We start from the raw sequence: 17,629 nt of genomic DNA on the forward strand, positions 1-17,629 counted from the left end.
CTTCGCGCGCATGCGGGGGTTGATCGTCATGGTGGTCACGGTGGTGATCGCGGCGCTTCTCGGCACCGGGTCCGCACACGCCCAGCTCGGCCGCGCGGTCGTCATCGTCTCCGGCGGTGACGCGGTCAGCCCGTTCACCACCCCCGACGACGCGTGCCGGTCCGGTCTGGCCGCCGGAAACACCGACACCGCGCTGCGGGAGAACCTGCTCGCCGCAGGCCACACCGTCTACACCTCCCCGGCGATGGCGGGCCGCGGCCCGGTGATCGATCAGAGCGGGTTCGGGGCATTCGGCGACTGCCCGATCACCCTGCCCGACACCATGACCGTCGACTCGACGGCATCGATCGACCTGGCCGGCGAGCATCTCGCCCGGTTCCTCACCCATCTGCACGACACGCGCGGTGTGAACGTCGTCGACGTCGTCGGCCACTCGATGGGCGGGCTGTACTCACGGGCGGCGTTCCGGGTGCTGCAGAGCCTCGGCTCGCCGATCCGCATCCGCTCGCTGACCACGCTGGGCACGCCGTGGGAGGGATCGTTCCTGTCCGACTACGCCAACGGCATCACGACGCTGGCCGACTGCGCCGGCGACGCCTACTGCGAGAAGGCGTCCCTGGCGATGGCCGAGGAGGTGACGCGGCTGCAGGCCGGGTCGGGTCGCGAGGTCAACCAGGGCTACCTGATGGGTCCGCAGGGATGGAACGAGTTTCAGGCCGGCGTCCTCGATGGGATTCCCGTCGTCGTCGTCGGCGGGGCCCGGTTCGCCCGCCCGGCACCGGTCGATCCGATGGTCTGGCCCAACGACGGCATCGTGTCGAATCGCAGCGCGCTGGCCACCGACATCAGCGACCGCGTCCTGCCGCACCGGCGCTGCGTGTCCTTCGATGACACCCACAGCATCTTCGTCGCCGACTCGGTGGGTCTGCCATGGGAGACCGGGCTGACGTGGGATCCGCGGGTGTTCGACGTGGTGCGCTCGGCGATCGACGGCGCCGACGGGCCGCTGCCCACTCGGCAAGGTTGCTGAGCGGTTTGGGCGTGGTTATCGACGCTGGGCGACGACAAACACGCCGAAATCACGCGTAGGTGACGGTCACGGGGCAGTGATCGGACCAGCGCAGCGCGTACGCCGCAGGGCGCTCGGTCTGCACCGCCGCCACCCGGGCAGCCAGCGCCGGAGTGGCGAGCTGATAGTCGATGCGCCATCCCGCGTCGTTGTCGAACGCCTTGCCGCGCCACGACCACCACGCATACGGTCCCGCCACCCCGGGGTGCGCGGCCCGCACGACGTCGACCCAGCCGGTGGCCAGCAGCTCGGTCAGCCACCGGCGTTCCTCGGGCAGGAAGCCCGCCTTCTTGACGTTGCCCTTCCAGTTCTTGATGTCGTTCTCGGTGTGGGCGATGTTCCAGTCGCCACCGAGCACCACGTCGCGGCCCGCACCCAGCAGGGCAGCCATCCGATCGGCCACCGCGGCCATGAACCGCTCCTTCTCGCGCTGCCGCTCGGGGTCGGCCTCCCCGGTCGGGAAGTACACACTGCCCACCGTCACCCCGGCCGTGTCGACCTCGATGTAGCGTCCGTGGCAAGCGAATTCGTCTGCACCGCAGCCGATCCGGACGTCGTCGTGCGGCGTGCGGGACAGCACCGCGACGCCATTGCGGCCCTTGACGTGCGGCGCGGCCGACGCGAGGTGCCAGCCCTCGGCGAGCACCGGGGCCAGCGCGTCGGCCAGCTGCTCGTCGTCGGCGCGGGTCTCCTGCAGGCACACCACGTCCCCGGTGGTCTGCGAGAACCACGGAAGCAGGCCGCGGTTGTCCTCGGAGCGCTGCTTGACCGCCGCGCGGATGCCGTTGACGTTGACGGTGCTGACCGTGATGGGACGCGTCACGGCCGTCGACCCTAGCGGCCGTTCTTGCGGTACCGCCGGTATCACCTTAATGTCGGGCGCTATGAGGCAACGCGAACCGATCCACCTGGGCTCCGGGGAGCCGGTGCTGCTGCTGCACCCGTTCATGATGTCGCAGAACGTGTGGAAGAACGTCGCGCCCGCACTCGCCGAGACCGGCCGCTACGAGGTGTTCGCCCCCACAATGGCGGGCCACAACGGCGGCCGCAAGAACCGGTCCTGGCTGCTCGACACTGCCACGCTGGCCGACGACGTCGAGCGCTGGCTCGACGAGATCGGCTGGGACACCGCCCACATCGTCGGCAACTCGCTCGGCGGCTGGGTGGCCTTCGAACTCGAGCGCCGCAACCGGGCGCGGTCCTTGATGGGTATCGCGCCTGCCGGGGGCTGGCACCGCTGGACACCGGCCAAGTACGAGATCGTGTTCAAGTTCGTGATGGGCTTCCCGGTGTGGCTGACCGCGAAGGCGCTCGGCCCGCGCGCGGCGCGGCTGCCCGGCGCCCGCGCGGCGGCGAGCGTCCCGTGCAGCGCCGCCCGCGACGGCATCAGCGACGAGGACATGCTCGACATCATCGACGACGTCACCCACTGCCCCGCCTACTACCAGCTGCTGGTCAAGGCGCTGCTGATGCCGGGGCTGATGGAGCTCGCCGACACCGGCATCCCGACCTCGCTGGTGGTCTGCGAAAAGGACCGGGTGCTACCGCACCCGCGATTCACCAACCACTTCCGCAAGCACCTGCCCCGTGATGTCCAGTTCACCGAACTCGACGGCGTCGGGCACATCCCGATGTTCGAGGCGCCGGAGCGGATCGCCGGAGTGATCCGCGACTTCCTCGACGAGCAGACGGGCTCGCAGCGCGCCATCGGCTGAACCCGGTGGCACCCGGTCGCCCGGGTGCGTTATTCTTCGAAACGGTTCTGAGTGCCAGCGCACAGCCCCGGCTTGCTGGCCGGCAACCCTCCAACCGCGGTGGGGTGCCCCGGGTGACGACCAGGTTGAGTAGCCGATTCCGGCTATAAGGCAAGCGCGGGTCCGCCGTGAAACGGGCCCCCCGTTCATGGAGGAGACATCGAATGAGCCTCGACAACGACTTCGGCGACCCCACAAGTCGCTGGGCGTTCGAGACCAAGCAGGTGCACGCGGGCCAGACGCCCGACGCGGCGACCGGCGCACGCGCCCTGCCGATCTACCAGACCACCAGCTACGCGTTCCGGGACACCGACCACGCCGCAGCGCTGTTCGGCCTGGCCGAGCCGGGCAACATCTACACCCGCATCATGAACCCGACGCAGGACGTCGTCGAGCAGCGCATCGCAGCGCTCGAGGGCGGCGTCGCGGCGCTGCTGCTGGCCTCCGGCCAGGCCGCCGAGACAATCGCCATCCTCAACCTCGCCAACAGTGGCGACCACATCGTGTCCAGTCCGCGGCTGTACGGCGGCACCTACAACCTGTTCCACTACACGCTGCCCAAGCTCGGCATCGAGGTCGGCTTCGTGGCGAACCCCGACGACCCGGAGTCGTGGCGGGCGGCGGTTCGGCCGAACACCAAGGCGTTCTTCGCCGAAACGATCTCCAACCCCCAGATCGACGTGCTCGACATCCCCGCGGTGTCCGCGGTGGCGCATGACAACGGGGTCCCGCTCATCGTCGACAACACGATCGCCACGCCCTACCTGATCCAGCCGATCAGCCACGGCGCCGACATCGTCGTGCACTCGGCCACCAAGTACCTCGGCGGGCACGGCACCACGATCGCCGGCGTGATCGTCGACAGCGGCACGTTCGACTGGACCAACGGGCGCTTCCCCGGCTTCACCGAGCCGGATCCCAGCTACCACGGGGTGGTGTTCGCCGAACTCGGCCCGCCCGCCTACGCGCTCAAGGCGCGCGTGCAGTTGCTGCGCGACCTCGGGTCGGCGGCGTCGCCGTTCAACGCGTTCCTGATCGCCCAGGGCCTGGAGACGCTGAGCCTTCGCGTCGAGCGGCACGTGGCCAACGCCCAGAAGGTGGCCGAGTACCTTGCCGGCCACGAGGACGTCATCTCGGTGAACTACGCGGGGCTGCCCAGCTCGCCGTGGTACGAGATCGGGAAGAAGCTGGCGCCCAAGGGAACCGGTGCGGTGCTGGCGTTCGAACTGGCCGGCGGCGTCGCTGCGGGCAAAGCGTTCGTCGACGCGCTGACGCTGCACAGCCACGTCGCCAACATCGGTGACGTGCGCTCGCTGGTGATCCACCCGGCGTCCACGACGCACCAGCAGCTCTCCCCCGAAGAGCAGCTCGCCAGCGGCGTGACGCCCGGGCTGGTGCGGCTCGCGGTCGGCATCGAGGGCATCGACGACATCCTCGCCGACCTCGAGCAGGGCTTCGCGGCCGCCGAGCGCGTCGGCGCCACCGCTGATCCGCAGGTTCTCGAGGTTCAGACGTGACCATCGTGGATGTGGCGAACGAACGCGTGGCGCTGCCGCCCGAAGGCGAGGTCGGCATCGTCGACATCGGACCGCTGACGCTCGAGAACGGCGCCGTCCTCGACGACGTCTCGATCGCGTTCCAGCGGTGGGGTGAGTTGTCGCCCAATCGGGACAACGTCGTGGTGGTCCTGCACGCGCTGACCGGCGATTCGCACATCACCGGACCCGCCGGACCCGGTCATCCGACGCCGGGCTGGTGGGACGGGGTGGCCGGTCCCGGCGCCCCGATCGACACCGACCGGTGGTGCGCGATCTCGACCAACGTGCTGGGCGGATGCCGCGGCTCGACGGGCCCGAGCAGCATCGCTCCCGACGGAAAGGCTTGGGGCTCAAGGTTTCCCGCGACCACCGTGCGCGACCAGGTGGCTGCCGACGTGGCGGTGCTCGAGCGGCTGGGCATCACCGAGGTGGCCGCCGTCATCGGCGGCTCGATGGGCGGTGCGCGGGCGCTCGAGTGGATCGTCACCCGCCCCGACGCCGTGCGTGCCGCCCTGGTGCTCGCGGTCGGCGCGCGGGCCACGGCCGATCAGATCGGCACGCAGAGCACCCAGGTCGCGGCGATCACCTCCGACCCGGACTGGTGCGGCGGCGACTATCACGACACCGGGCGCTCCCCCGATGCCGGGATGGAGATCGCGCGCCGGTTCGCACATCTCACCTACCGCGGAGAGACCGAACTCGACGAGCGGTTCGGCAATGCGGCGCAGCCCGGCGAGGATCCGACCACCGGCGGCCGGTACTCGGTGCAGAGCTACCTGGAGTACCAGGGCCGGAAGTTGGTGGCGCGCTTCGACGCCGGCACCTACGTCGCCCTGACCGATGCACTGTCCAGCCACGACGTCGGGCGAGGCCGCGGCGGGATCGAGGCGGCGCTGCGCGGCTGCCCGGTGCCCACGATCGTCGGCGGCATCACCTCCGACCGGCTGTATCCGCTTCGGCTGCAAGAGGAGTTGGCCGATCTGCTGCCGGGCTGTGACGGACTGGACGTAGTCGACTCGATCTACGGGCACGACGGGTTCCTGGTGGAGACCGACGCGGTGGGCAAGCTGATCCGCCGCACGCTGGAGCTGGCCGCGCGGTGAGCGGTTCGGCCGAACAGCGTTCGCTGTCCTTCGGCGCGGAGGCCGCCGCCTACGAACGCGGCCGCCCGTCGTATCCGCCGGAGGCGATCGACTGGCTGCTGCCCCCCGGTGCGCATACGGTGCTCGACCTGGGCGCCGGCACGGGCAAGCTGACCACGCGGCTCGTGGAGCGTGGCCTCGATGTCGTTGCCGTGGATCCGATTCCGGAGATGCTCGAACTACTGAGCGGCTCGCTTCCCGACACGCCTGCGCTGCTGGGCACCGCCGAGGACATCCCGCTGGCCGACGACAGTGTGGACGCGGTGCTGGTCGCGCAGGCATGGCACTGGTTCGATCCCGAGCGTGCGCTCAAGGAAGTGGCGCGCGTACTGCGGCCCGGCGGCCGGCTGGGCCTGGTGTGGAACAACCGCGACGAACGCCTGGGCTGGGTCAAGGATCTCGGCCGGATCATCGGTCACGAGGTGGACCCGTTCAGTCAGACCGTGGAACTGCCCGCACCGTTCGGCGATGTCGCACGCCACCAGGTCGAGTGGACCAGTTACCTGACGCCCCAGGCACTCATCGATCTGGTCGCCTCCCGCAGCTACTGCATCACCTCCCCCGAGCAGGTGCGTACCCGCACGCTCGACCGGGTGCGCGAGCTGCTCACCACCCACCCCGCGCTCGCGAACAGCACGGGCCTGGCGCTGCCGTATGTGACGGTGTGCGTGCGCGCCACGCTGAGCTGAGCCGAAAAGCGGCGGCCGTCAGGCGGCTTTCGTCCGCTCCCGGATCGCGGTGCGCAGGCCTCGCTTCGGGGTGCCGGGGCTGCGCTCGATGCGGCGGAAGCGTCGCTCGGAGTGCGTCTCGGGCGCATCGTCGCTGTCGGCCTTCAGGTACTTGTCCGGCAGCGCGAGCTTGAGGATGGTCCAGAACGACTGCCAGTACTGCCGTAGGAGCGGCCCGGTGGTGTAGGGCAGGTCGTACTTCTCGCACAGTTCACGCACCCGGACGCTGATCTCGGCGTAGCGGTTGCTGGGCAGGTCGGGGAACAGGTGGTGCTCGATCTGGTAGCACAGGTTGCCGCTCATGAAGGCCATGATCGGTCCGGCGTGAAAGTTGGCCGATCCGAGCATCTGTCGCAGATACCACTCGCCGCGCGTCTCGTTCTCGAACTCCTCGGCCGTGAACTTCTCCGCACCGTCCGGGAAGTGCCCGCAGAAGATCACCATGTACGCCCAGTAATTGCGGATCAGATTGGCCACCGCGTTGCACTTGAGCGTGTGCTTCCAGTTGGTTCCGGTCAGCGCGGGAAAGACGATGTAGTCCTTGCCGACCTGCTTGCCGACCTTACGACCGATGATCTTGAGGTCCCGGCGCACCTCGCCCATCGACTTCTCACCCTTGCGGTACTTCGTCACCTCGACACCGTGCAGGGCGACACCCCACTCGAACAGCGTGCCCAGCATCAGGTTGTAGACCGGGTTGCCGATCATCCACCGTTCCCAGCGCTGGTCACGGGTGAGCCGCATGATGCCGTAGCCGATGTCGTCGTCCAGACCGACGACGTTCGTGTACTTGTGATGGATGAAATTGTGGGACTTCTTCCAGTGGACCGACGGTGACGTGGTGTCCCACTCCCATTCGGTCGAGTGGATCTCCGGATCGTTCATCCAGTCCCACTGGCCGTGAGTGATGTTGTGGCCGAGTTCCATGTTCTCGATGATCTTCGCCGTCGCCAGCATCGCCGTCCCGGCCACCCGGGCGATCCGGCTGCTACTCGCGAACAGCGCGATGCGGCCGCCCGCCGCCAGGCCCCGCTGCAGCTGGATGGTGCGCCGGATGTAGCGGGCGTCGCGTTCGCCGCGGGACTCCTCGATGTCCGCGCGGATCTGGTCCAGTTCGGCCGTCAACTGCTCGATGTCGTCGTCGGTCAGGTGCGCATAGACCTTGATGTCGGTGATCGCCATGGAAGTCTCCTCAGATCTTGATGGTGCAGTCGCCGGATGCGGTGGACACGCAGGTCTGGATGCGGTCCCCCGCACCGTGTTCCTGCCCGGAGCGGATGTCCCGGACGTGCCCCTCCTCGAGCGGGAGCACGCAGGTCTGGCAGATGCCCATCCGGCAGCCGAACGGCATCTGGATTCCGGCGTCCTCGCCGGCTTGCAGGATCGTGGTGGCGCCGTCGATCTCGGCGGACGTGTCCGAGATGCCGAAATACACGGTGCCGCCCTCGCCGCCCTTGTCGGTGGCGGCGATGGTGAAGCGCTCCATGTGCAGCTGATCAGCCAGATCGTTTTCTTCCCAGACCTTTTCGGCCGCATCCAGCATCGCCGAGGGACCGCACGCCCACGCCGAGCGGTCCCGCCAGTCCCCGACGATCTGGTCGAGGTCGTCGAGCTCGACCTTGCCGTCGCGCTGCGTCAGCTGCAGATGCAGGCGATACCCGCGCTGCTGATGTTCCAGTTCCCGCAGTTCGTCGTGGAAGATGACCGACTCGGCGGACGGCGCGGAGTGCACGTGCACGATGTCGGGTTGCTGATCTCGGGCGCGTAGGGAACGCAGCATCGCCATGATCGGCGTGATGCCGCTTCCCGCGGTGATGAAGAGCAATGACTCCGGTGGCGGATCGGGCAGCGTGAACTCCCCCTGCGGGGCGGCCAGCCGGATGATCGTGCCCGGTTGAACGCCGTCGACCAGGTGGGTCGACAGGAATCCCTCCGGGGTCGCCTTGACGGTGATCGAGATCTCGCCCTCGGCCTGCTCGGGGACCGAGGTGAGCGAATACGACCGCCAGTGCCAGCGACCGTCGACCCGCAGACCGATGCCGACGTACTGGCCGGGCCGGTAGTCCCGGGCGAAGCCCCAACCGGGGCGGATGATCACCGTCGCGGAGTCCTCGGTCTCCGTTCGGACCTCGACGATCTCTCCGCGCAGCTCCCGCGCCGACCAGAGCGGGTTGAGCAGGGACAAGTAGTCGTCGGGCAGTAGCGGCGTCGTCGCGCGGGCAGCCAGCCCGCGCACCATGTTGACCCAGCTTCCCGTCGGCGCCTCGACGTCACGCGCGGGCGCCTTGCTCCAGCGCGTCACCGTCTTCACCAGTCCGGCCATGACTCTCCCCAGATCGCATCGCGAACCCGTCGCTGTGACTGCAGTCACAGCAACGATGACGGACGGGGAGTATCCCTACCTGCCGGTAACGAAACATCTGTTCACCCAACGCGCGAGCGCCGCCTCCACACCCGGGTGCGTGGGATCGTCGGTCGCCCAGGCGACGTAGCCGTCCGGCCGGATCAGCATCGCCGCGGGTCCGCCGGGGATGCCGGCCCGCACCACATCGACCGAGCCGACGGCCGGGTCTGCCTCCGCGATGAGCAGCGAACGGGCACTGTGCAGCAGCTCGGCGACACGGCGACCGTCGTCGAGCTGCAGGTCGGGCACCAGGTGCCCCGACAGGGGATGCTGGTCGCCGACGTCGTAACGCACGTCGGAGCCCGCGAGCAGCCCGGCCATGTGGCGGGCCACGTCGGGCAGCGTCAGCAACTCGGCGAAAAGCTCGCGCAGCGAACCGATCTCGGGCCCGGGTGAGAACAGCGCGGTCTGCGCCATCGTCTGCATCATCACCCGCCGACCGACCGGGTACCGCTCGGTCTGGTAGGTGTCCAGCAGACCGGGCGGGGCGCCGCCGCGCACCGTCGCCGCCAGTTTCCAGCCGAGGTTCATCGCGTCCTGCAGACCCAGATTGAGTCCGGGGCCGCCCATCGCCGAATGCACGTGGGCGGCGTCCCCGAGGAGGAGCACATGCCCGCACCGGTAGCGCTCGGCCTGGCGCGTGTTCTGCCCCGCGATGCGCCGCAGCGCGGGCGGGCCGTCGCCGCGCGGCGCCCCGATCGGGACGTCGACCCCCAGCACCCGGCGCGCGCTGCGACGCAACTCCGACAGCGTCAGCGGCTCGGCGTCGTCGACATCGTCTTCGGGACCGAACTCGATGGTGCCGAGCATCGGGTTGCCCTGACCGAGGTCGGCGAAGATGATGCCACCGTGATCGAGCCGGGTGTGCCCGAACGGCAGCCTGCCGTAGCCGGGCACCTCCAATCCGCCGTCGGCGGTGCGTAATTCGTCGGGGACGGCGACGTGCGCCAGCCGCGAGACGGTGTCGGAGGTGTGCCCGGGAAACGGGATGCCCACCAGCTTGCGCACGGTGCTGCGGCCGCCGTCCGCGCCGACGAGGTAGCGCGCGTCCAGCGTGACGCCGCCCTGCGGGCCGGCCACCGTCACGCGGACACCGTCGGGTCCGTCCGCCAGATCCTCCACTCCGTGACCCCAGCGAACCTCGACACCGAGTTCTGCGGACCGCTCGAGCAGCAGGCGCACCAGCGTCGGCTGGGCGATCATCATCGCGTACATCGGGTTGTCGGCCAGGCCGGCCAAAGGCATGTGCATGCCCGAGAACATCCACGTGAGAAGGGGTTCCGGTGCAGAGGCGGCGCCGCTGAAGCGACGGTAGAGCCCGCGCATTTCGAGCTGGCGCACCACCTGGCCGACCAGACCGTTGGCCTTCGGCTCGGCACTGGGCCCCGGCAGACGGTCCAGGACGACGGGCTGCACGCCCGCCAGCGCCAGCTCGCACGCCAGCATCAGTCCGTTGGGGCCCGCTCCGGCGATCACGACGTCGACGTCAGGCATCGGCGCGCTCCTCGGGCAGACCCGCACGGACGGCGGCGAACCCGCGTCGCAGCAGATCGACGAACGGCACCGGCGGGTCGGCGCCGACGTAGGCGTCCATCGCCGCATCGCTGACCGCGCGGATGACGCCTGCGACGAGGCGGGGATACATGTCGCGTATCGGATCGGCACCCACCCGGTCGGCGATCGCGGCGACCCAGTCGTCGAAGAGTTGCGCGGACATCGCCTGCCGGGACTCCGGCGCCGCCATCACGTCCATGATCGCGGCGCGCTGAGCCGCCGTCGGCACCACATCACCGGCACCCTCGGCCTCCAGCGGTGCGACGACCGCGGTCTCGATCGCCGACCACAGTGGCTCGGCGACCGGGCTGTCTCGGAACATGTTCAGCGCGAGACGCATTCGTTCGGTCTGCCGGTAGGCGACGGCCTCGAACTTGTTGGTGAAGTAGTTGTTGAACGTCCGCAGGGAGACGCCCGCCCTCGCGGCGATGTCCTCGCGGGTGACAGCGTGCAGGCCGCGCTCGAAGGCGAGTTCGAGCGCGGCGTCGCTGAGCGCCCGGCGGGTGTCGAGCTTCTTGCGTTCGCGAAGTCCGGTCATGGACGCCACCGTACGCCGAAACTTGCCCACTGGGCAAGATTGCACACCAGGCAACGTTCGCGTCGACCGCGTAGAAGTGCCGTCGGCGGGCAACACCGGCGGTCGTGACCACATACGCGGAGACCGCCGTACCCGGCTGGCTGGCGGCCGGCGGATGGGGCCTGTTCGCCGGTGCGGCGCTGGTGGTGGGCGCCGCCATCGCCTGGACCGTGCGGGTGCCCGCGCGCGTGGGGTGCCCGCGCGCGTGGTGGCCAGCGTCATGGCGTTCGGCGCCGGGGTACTGATCTCGGCGCTGGCCTTCGACCTCATGGACGAGGCCGAGCGAATCGGCGGACTGCTGCCCACCGCATGCGGTTTCGTCGGCGGTGCCCTGGCCTACGTACTCGCCAACACAGTGCTCTCCCGCCACGGCGCACGACACCGCAAGCGCTCCCACGACCGGCAGCCGAGCGAGGAGCAGGCAGGCGGCAGCGGTGCCGCGATCGCCATCGGAGCGCTGCTCGACGGCATCCCGGAGTCGGTGGTGCTCGGCATCTCACTGATCGGCGGTCAGGGCGTCGGCCTGCCCGTCCTCGCGGCGGTGTTCATCTCGAACCTGCCCGAGGGACTGTCCAGCGCCGCCGGCATGAAGCAGGCCGGCCGCAGTGCGCGCTACGTGTTCGGCGTCTGGACCGGGATCGCCGTCATCAGCGGCGCCTCGGCGATGCTCGGTTACCTGCTGCTGGCGGGCGCCGCACCGTCGCTCATCGCGGTGATCACCGCGGTCGCGGCGGGCGCCATCCTGGCGATGATCGCCGACACGATGGTGCCCGAGGCGTTCGAGGAGACACACATCTTCACCGGGCTCATCACGACGGTGGGATTCTTGATCGCCTTCGCGATCGAGCGGATCGGTTAGCTGGTGCCCAGCGGGTCGATCGTCCACGCGATGTAGAGCATCGCCGCGCTGACCGACGCGGTCGTCGCGACGTCGACGACCCTGCTGCGCACCGCCAGCAGACCCACGCGATCCTCGGGCAACGCCAGCCGCAGCGCCGAGGCGACGCCGACTCCGATGGCCATCACCAGTGCGCCGCGGCGCCAGTAGCCGGCGGCGACCAGCAAAAACGCCGCCACCAGACAGAGACCGACGGCCAGGATCGGCCACTGCCCGGCGAACACCCTGCGCGCGAACCTCACGACGCGGCGGCGGCCTCGGCGCGCTCGACGACGTTGGTGAGCAGGAACGCCCGCGTCAGCGGACCCACCCCACCCGGGTTGGGCGACACGTGGCCGGCCACCTCCCACACATCCGGGTGCACGTCGCCGACCAGCTTGCCCGCGTCGTCGCGGCTGACCCCGACGTCGACCACCGCGGCACCGGGCCGCACCATCTCCGCGGTCACCATGTGCGGCACGCCCGCCGCGGCGATGACGATGTCGGCCTCCCTGGTGATCTGCGGCAGGTGCCGGGTTGCGGTGTGGCACAGCGTGACCGTGGCGTTCTCCGATCGCCGGGTGAGCAGCAGACCGAGGGGGCGGCCGACGGTGACACCGCGCCCGATCACGACGACGTGCGCGCCGGCGATCTCCACCTGATAGCGCCGCAGCAGATGCACGATGCCGCGCGGGGTGCAGGGCAGCGGTGCCGGCTCGTTGAGCACCAGCCGGCCCAGGTTCATCGGGTGCAGACCGTCGGCGTCCTTGCCGGGGTCGACGCTCTCGAGTGCCGCGTTCTCGTTGAGGTGCTTGGGCAGCGGGAGCTGCACGATGTAACCGGTGCAGTCCGGGTTGGCGTTGAGTTCGTCGAGCGTGTCGAGCAGCTCGGCCTGGCTGATGTCGGCAGGCAGGTCGCGGCGGATCGAGTTGATGCCGACCTTCGCGCAGTCCGCGTGCTTACCGCGCACGTAGGCCTGCGATCCGGGGTCGTCGCCGACGAGCACGGTGCCGAGCCCCGGCGTGCGCCCGGCCTCGGTCAACGCGGCGACGCGCGTGGTCAGGTCGACGAAGATCTCGTCGCGCGTGGCCTTACCGTCCAAAGTGATCGCACCCACGGCGAACATTGTGACAGGCTCACCGACATGACAGCTGTCCGCGATGTGTTCAGTCCCGCCGCGCTCGGTCCGATCACGCTGCGCAACCGCGTCATCAAGGCGGCGACGTTCGAGGCGTCGACGCCGAACGCTCTGGTCACCGACGACCTGATCACCTATCACCGGCTTCCTGCGGCGGGCGGCGTCGGCATGACCACCGTGGCCTACCTCGCGGTGGCGCCGGGCGGGCGGACCGAGGGCAACCAGATCTACTGGCGGCCCGAGGCAATGGCGGGGCTGCGCCGGCTCACCGACGCCATCCACGCCGAGGGCGCCAAGATCAGCGCGCAGATCGGCCACGCCGGGCCGGTGGCCAATGCCCGGTCGAACAGGGCCACCGCCTATGCGCCGGTGCGGTTCTTCAATCCTCTGTCGATGCGGTTCGCCAGGCGTGCCACCCGCGACGACATCCTCGACATCACCGAGGCGCACGCCCAGGCCGCGCGGATGGCCATCGAGGCCGGCTTCGATGCGGTCGAGGTGCATCTGGGCCACAACTACTTCGCCAGCTCGTTCCTGTCTCCGCTCATCAACCGGCGCGACGACGAGTTCGGCGGCTCGCTGGCCAACCGGGCCAAGGTCGCGCGCGGCACGGTGCTCGCGGTGCGCCGGGCGGTGGAGAAGGCGGGCTCGCCGATCGCGGTGACGGCCAAGCTCAACATGAGCGACGGCGTGCGCGGCGGCATCTCCACCGACGAGGCGCTGCAGACCGCGAAGTGGCTCGAGGAAGACGGCGGGCTGGACGCCATCGAGTTGACCGCGGGCAGTTCCCTGGTCAACCCGATGTATCTGTTCCGGGGGGACGCGCCGATCAAGCAGTTCGCCGGCGCGTTCAAACCGCCGCTGCGCTGGGGCATCCGGATGACGGGGACGAAGTTCCTGCGCGAGTACCCCTACCGCGAGGCCTACCTGCTGCGCGATGCCCGGCTTTTCCGCGCCGAACTGTCGCTACCGCTCATCCTGCTGGGTGGCATCACCAACCGCGAGACCATGGACCTGGCCATGGCCGAGGGTTTCGACTTCGTCGCGATGGGACGGGCGCTGCTCGCCGAGCCGGACCTGCTCCACCGCATCCAGGCCGACAGCAGTGTGAAGTCGCTGTGCACGCACTGCAATCAGTGCATGGCCACCATCTACAGCCACACCCACTGCGTCGTGACGGGCTCGCCGTCGGTGGTCAGCTCGGGCGGATGAGCGCCCGGGCGCAATCCTCGACGATCGCGTCCGCGCCGGCCGGGATGGCCTGCCCGGCGCGCAGGTGACGGCGCACGATCGCGTACGGCACGTCGATCACCGCGGCGCTGACCCGCCCCGCGTCGTCGGGGATGTCCCCTAGTGCTTTCTTCAGCCTGCGCTGCAAGCGTTTCCGGCGGCCCGTGAGCTGTTCGGGCCAGTCACCGATGCCGAGTTCGTCCGGGCCGGCCAGCAGCACCTGCGACTCGACGGGATGCGCCCGACACCACGCCACGATGCTCAGTGCGCCGGACACGCAGCGTTGCTGAGGATCGTCCTCGGCGACCAGAGCCTCGATCAGCTCCTCCTGGAAGCGCTCCTCGGTGCGCACCCAGAGCTCTCCGCACAGCGCCGCCCGCGTCGGGAACCGGTGGTACACCGAGCCACTCGGCGCGCCGGTGCTCCGGGCGACCGCCGACATCGTGACCGCAGCCGGGCCGTCCGCGGCCAACAGGTCCGCCGCGGCGTCGAGCAGAGCGTCGACGGTGTATCGGGCGGGCCGGGGCATTGCTCCACCCTAAAATAGAGGTTACTCTCTAATAAAGAAGGAGTAGCCATGGCCACCGCAACAGACGTCGCCCAGAGCTTGTACACCGCCCTCGCCGACCACGACGTAGACGCACTATTCGCCTTGCTCACAGACGATTTCGAGGCAACCGTGAGCGCAGGCATGCCCCAGGGCGTAGGAGGTGATCACCACGGGCGTGTCGCCATGATCGCCGGCGTATGGGGCCGCATCGCCACCGACTACGACATCGCCGTCGAGCCGTCGGAGTTCCTGGAGGTCCCCGACGGACCCGCGCGCCGCGTCGTCGTCCTCGGCACCTACCGCGGATCCGCACGCGATGGCGCATCGGCGGTCGACGCCGCATTCGCCCACGTGCTCACCGTGCGAAACGACCAGATAACGGCACTGCATCAGATCACCGACACCGCCAACTGGCAGATTCCCACCTGAGGGCCTACCGATAGAGTGGCCGCGATGTCCAATGTCGCCGCCGGAGCGGCTCCGTGAGCCGACCAGCATCCACTGCGCTGACCGTCCGCTACGACGGATCCACACGCACCTTCGCGGCAGGCAACGACGTCGTCGTCGGCCGCGACCTGCGCGCCGACGTCCGGATCGCCCACCCGCTGATCTCGCGCGCCCACCTGGTGCTGCGCTTCGACCAGGGCCGGTGGCTCGCCATCGACAACGGCTCGCTCAACGGCATGTTCGTCAACGGCCGGCGGGTGCCTGCCGTCGACATCGCCGACGGGGCTGCGCTCCACGTCGGCAACCCGGACGGCCCGCTGCTCACCTTCGAGGTGGGCCGGCACCAGGGGTCGGCGGGCACGCCGCCGCCCACCACCTCGGTTCCTGTCGCGGCCCGGCCCAGCGCGACATGGCCCAGCCAGCCGCCGACGACGCGTCCGCCGACGCAGCGGTCCTACCCCACCGGCCCCCGCGCCGGTTATCCCCCGCCGCCGTCGCGGCCGGCGCCCGCGCCGGTGCATCAGCCGATCTCGTCTCAGGCGATGGAGCCGGTCACGCAGATGGGGCCCGCCGCGGCGCCCCGTTCGAGTGGCGACGGCAACCTCGCCACCAGCATGCTGAAGATCCTGCGGCCCAGCCGGGCGCCGGAGGTGCCGCCCGGATCGGTGAAGATCGGCCGCGCCAGCGACAACGACATCGTCATCCCCGACGTGCTGGCGTCCCGTCACCACGCCACGCTGGTGACGACCGCCGGCGGCACCGAGATCCGTGACAACCGCAGCATCAACGGCACATTCGTCAACGGATCCCGTGTCGAGACCGCGCTGCTGAACAACGGCGACACCGTCACGATCGGCAACGTCGACCTGGTGTTCCGCGACGGGACGCTGGTCCGCCGCACCGAGACCGCGGCCGCCACCGCGACCGGCGGCCTCGAGGTGCACGGCGTGACGTGGACGATCGAGAACAACAAGACGCTGCTCGACAACATCTCGATGTCGGCGCGGCCCGGCACGCTGACCGCGGTGATCGGCCCGTCGGGTGCCGGCAAATCGACGTTCGCCCGCCTGGTCGCCGGCTACACCCATCCGACCGCCGGGCAGGTGTCGTTCGAGGGCCACGACGTCCACGCCGAGTACGCCTCGCTCCGCTCCCGGATCGGCATGGTGCCGCAGGACGACGTCGTGCACGGCGAGCTCACCGTCCGCCAGGCACTGATGTACGCCGCCGAGCTCCGACTGCCCCCCGACACCACCAAGGCCGACCGCGAACAGGTCGTCAACGAGGTGCTCGAGGAACTCGAGATGACCAACCACCTCGACACTCGCGTCGACAAGCTCTCCGGCGGCCAGCGCAAACGCGCATCGGTCGCACTCGAACTGCTCACGGGCCCGTCGCTGCTGATCCTCGACGAACCGACCTCGGGCCTCGACCCCGCCCTGGACCGCCAGGTGATGACGATGCTGCGCCAACTGGCCGACGCCGGACGCGTGGTGCTCGTCGTCACCCACTCGCTGACCTACCTCGACGTCTGCGATCAGGTGCTGCTGCTCGCCCCGGGAGGCAAGACCGCGTTCTACGGCCCGCCCAACCAGATCGGCCACGAACTGGGCACGACCAACTGGGCCGACATCTTCAGCTCGGTGGCCAGCGATCCGGACAGCGCCAAACACCGCTACCTCGAACGCCACGGTCCACCGCCACCCCGGCCGGCGACCCAACAGCCCGCGGACCTCGGCTCGCCGACGCGCACCAGCGTGCGAAAACAGTTCTCCACGATCGCCCGCCGCCAGATGCGGCTCATCGTCTCCGACCGCGGTTACTTCATCTTCCTGGCGTTCCTGCCGTTCATCATGGGCGCTCTGTCGCTGTCGGTACCGGGCAACGTCGGCTTCGGCGTACCCGTGCCCGCGATCCAGGGCGGCGAGGCGCCGAATGAGCCGGGACAGATTCTGGTGCTGCTCAACGTCGGCGCCATCTTCATGGGCACCGCACTGACGATCCGGGCGCTCATCGGTGAACGGGCGATCTTCCTGCGCGAGCAGGCGGTCGGATTGTCCACGACCGCCTACATGTTCGCCAAGGTCATCGTCTTCGCCGGTTTCGCGCTCCTGCAATCCGGGGTCGTGGTCGCCATCAACATCGTCGGCAAGGGTTGGGGCGAGGGCGCGGTCACGAGCGGCGCGGTGATACCCAGCCGATCCCTCGAGTTGTACGTCGACGTCGCCGCCTGCTGTGTCGGCGCGGCCATGGTCGGCCTGGCCCTTTCGGCGCTGGCGAAGTCCAACGAGCAGATCATGCCGCTGCTGGTGATCGCGATCATGTCGCAGCTGGTCTTCCAAGGCGGCATGATCCCGGTGACCGGTCGTATCGTGCTCGACCAGATGTCATGGGTGACGCCTGCCCGGTGGGGTTTTGCGTCGACGGCGTCGACGATCGATCTGCTCAGGCTGGTACCCGGCCCGCTCACGCCGCAGGACTCGCACTGGAAACACACCGCAGGCACGTGGTGGTTCAACATGGCGATGCAGGGGGCGATCTGCGTCGGCTATCTGAGCCTGGTGCGCTGGAAGATCCGGCTCAAGGCCGCGTAACGACGAAGCCCGCGAGGGACGAGCGGT

18 protein-coding genes and 1 riboswitch are annotated in these 17,629 nt (G+C 69.5%); of the genes, 10 read left to right on the forward strand and 8 right to left on the reverse strand.

What is annotated here, in order from left to right; genetic code table 11:
• Window positions 1–10 precede the first annotated feature (10 nt).
• Window positions 11–1,030: an alpha/beta hydrolase gene (locus G6N45_RS25740; RefSeq protein WP_163726581.1), complete on the forward strand. Its 1,020-nt coding sequence runs from the start codon at window positions 11–13 to the stop codon at window positions 1,028–1,030.
• Window positions 1,031–1,079: 49 nt separating this feature from the next.
• Here the strand turns inward: G6N45_RS25740 and G6N45_RS25745 are convergent, their stop codons facing one another.
• Window positions 1,080–1,892 (reverse strand): exodeoxyribonuclease III, encoded by an 813-nt coding sequence (locus tag G6N45_RS25745; protein ID WP_163726584.1) that lies wholly within the window; start codon window positions 1,890–1,892, stop codon window positions 1,080–1,082.
• 61 nt (window positions 1,893–1,953) lie between these two features.
• Between G6N45_RS25745 and G6N45_RS25750 the strand changes: the two genes are divergently transcribed.
• From G6N45_RS25750 to G6N45_RS25765, 4 genes are all read left to right on the forward strand, one after another.
• The gene (locus G6N45_RS25750) at window positions 1,954–2,784 is read left to right on the forward strand and encodes an epoxide hydrolase EphH (RefSeq protein ID WP_179965241.1); all 831 of its coding nucleotides are present in this window, start codon (window positions 1,954–1,956) and stop codon (window positions 2,782–2,784) included.
• Window positions 2,785–2,827: 43 nt separating this feature from the next.
• Window positions 2,828–2,947, forward strand: a riboswitch (SAM riboswitch).
• Between the two features lie 40 nt (window positions 2,948–2,987).
• Window positions 2,988–4,340 (forward strand): bifunctional o-acetylhomoserine/o-acetylserine sulfhydrylase, encoded by a 1,353-nt coding sequence (locus G6N45_RS25755; protein ID WP_163726590.1) that lies wholly within the window; start codon window positions 2,988–2,990, stop codon window positions 4,338–4,340.
• Window positions 4,337–5,464 carry a homoserine O-acetyltransferase MetX gene (metX, locus tag G6N45_RS25760; RefSeq protein WP_163726593.1) on the forward strand — a complete coding sequence of 376 codons (1,128 nt, stop codon included), beginning with the start codon at window positions 4,337–4,339 and terminating at the stop codon, window positions 5,462–5,464. Before G6N45_RS25755 ends, metX begins: the two co-directional genes overlap by 4 nt.
• Complete coding sequence (locus tag G6N45_RS25765) at window positions 5,461–6,192, forward strand: class I SAM-dependent methyltransferase (protein WP_163726596.1); 732 nt, start codon at window positions 5,461–5,463, stop codon at window positions 6,190–6,192. The genes metX and G6N45_RS25765 overlap by 4 nt, the downstream gene beginning before the upstream one ends.
• Before the next feature lie 18 nt (window positions 6,193–6,210).
• On the opposite strand, the gene G6N45_RS25770 is transcribed toward G6N45_RS25765, so the two are convergent.
• The 4 genes from G6N45_RS25770 to G6N45_RS25785 form a co-directional block, all read right to left on the reverse strand.
• Complete coding sequence (locus G6N45_RS25770) at window positions 6,211–7,413, reverse strand: fatty acid desaturase family protein (protein ID WP_057150981.1); 1,203 nt, start codon at window positions 7,411–7,413, stop codon at window positions 6,211–6,213.
• Window positions 7,414–7,423: 10 nt separating this feature from the next.
• Entirely contained in the window at window positions 7,424–8,554 is a 1,131-nt protein-coding gene (locus G6N45_RS25775) for a ferredoxin reductase (RefSeq protein WP_163726599.1), read from the reverse strand.
• Between the two features lie 75 nt (window positions 8,555–8,629).
• Complete coding sequence (locus tag G6N45_RS25780) at window positions 8,630–10,129, reverse strand: FAD-dependent monooxygenase (RefSeq protein WP_163726602.1); 1,500 nt, start codon at window positions 10,127–10,129, stop codon at window positions 8,630–8,632.
• On the reverse strand, window positions 10,122–10,727 hold the full coding sequence (locus tag G6N45_RS25785; RefSeq protein WP_163726604.1) for a TetR/AcrR family transcriptional regulator: 606 nt from the start codon (window positions 10,725–10,727) through the stop codon (window positions 10,122–10,124). Before G6N45_RS25785 ends, G6N45_RS25780 begins: the two co-directional genes overlap by 8 nt.
• Before the next feature lie 104 nt (window positions 10,728–10,831).
• On the opposite strand from G6N45_RS25785, the gene G6N45_RS27875 reads away from it, so the two are divergent.
• Both G6N45_RS27875 and G6N45_RS25790 read left to right on the forward strand, forming a co-directional pair.
• Entirely contained in the window at window positions 10,832–11,011 is a 180-nt protein-coding gene (locus tag G6N45_RS27875) for a hypothetical protein (RefSeq protein WP_197746856.1), read from the forward strand.
• The gene (locus G6N45_RS25790) at window positions 10,972–11,625 is read left to right on the forward strand and encodes a ZIP family metal transporter (protein WP_197746857.1); all 654 of its coding nucleotides are present in this window, start codon (window positions 10,972–10,974) and stop codon (window positions 11,623–11,625) included. The genes G6N45_RS27875 and G6N45_RS25790 overlap by 40 nt, the downstream gene beginning before the upstream one ends.
• Here G6N45_RS25790 and G6N45_RS25795 read toward each other — a convergent pair.
• A complete protein-coding gene (locus G6N45_RS25795; RefSeq protein WP_163726606.1) occupies window positions 11,622–11,906 on the reverse strand; it encodes a DUF3017 domain-containing protein in 285 nt (94 codons plus the stop codon). The two genes, G6N45_RS25790 and G6N45_RS25795, sit on opposite strands and share 4 nt — an antisense overlap.
• Window positions 11,903–12,760, reverse strand: coding sequence for a bifunctional methylenetetrahydrofolate dehydrogenase/methenyltetrahydrofolate cyclohydrolase (locus G6N45_RS25800; RefSeq protein WP_179965242.1), 858 nt, complete (start codon window positions 12,758–12,760; stop codon window positions 11,903–11,905). Before G6N45_RS25800 ends, G6N45_RS25795 begins: the two co-directional genes overlap by 4 nt.
• Before the next feature lie 27 nt (window positions 12,761–12,787).
• On the opposite strand from G6N45_RS25800, the gene G6N45_RS25805 reads away from it, so the two are divergent.
• Window positions 12,788–13,993, forward strand: a complete 1,206-nt coding sequence (locus tag G6N45_RS25805; RefSeq protein WP_163726612.1) for an NADH:flavin oxidoreductase — start codon at window positions 12,788–12,790, stop codon at window positions 13,991–13,993.
• Here the strand turns inward: G6N45_RS25805 and G6N45_RS25810 are convergent.
• Window positions 13,977–14,540 carry a TetR/AcrR family transcriptional regulator gene (locus G6N45_RS25810; protein ID WP_163726616.1) on the reverse strand — a complete coding sequence of 188 codons (564 nt, stop codon included), beginning with the start codon at window positions 14,538–14,540 and terminating at the stop codon, window positions 13,977–13,979. The two genes, G6N45_RS25805 and G6N45_RS25810, sit on opposite strands and share 17 nt — an antisense overlap.
• A 48-nt stretch (window positions 14,541–14,588) precedes the next feature.
• Here G6N45_RS25810 and G6N45_RS25815 point away from each other — a divergent pair, with 48 nt between their 5' ends.
• On the forward strand, window positions 14,589–14,990 hold the full coding sequence (locus tag G6N45_RS25815; protein WP_163726619.1) for a nuclear transport factor 2 family protein: 402 nt from the start codon (window positions 14,589–14,591) through the stop codon (window positions 14,988–14,990).
• 53 nt (window positions 14,991–15,043) lie between these two features.
• Window positions 15,044–17,602 (forward strand): FHA domain-containing protein, encoded by a 2,559-nt coding sequence (locus G6N45_RS25820; protein WP_163726623.1) that lies wholly within the window; start codon window positions 15,044–15,046, stop codon window positions 17,600–17,602.
• Window positions 17,603–17,629: the final 27 nt, after the last annotated feature.

Source organism: Mycolicibacterium psychrotolerans (assembly GCF_010729305.1).
Classification (GTDB): Bacteria; Actinomycetota; Actinomycetes; order Mycobacteriales; family Mycobacteriaceae; genus Mycobacterium; species Mycobacterium psychrotolerans.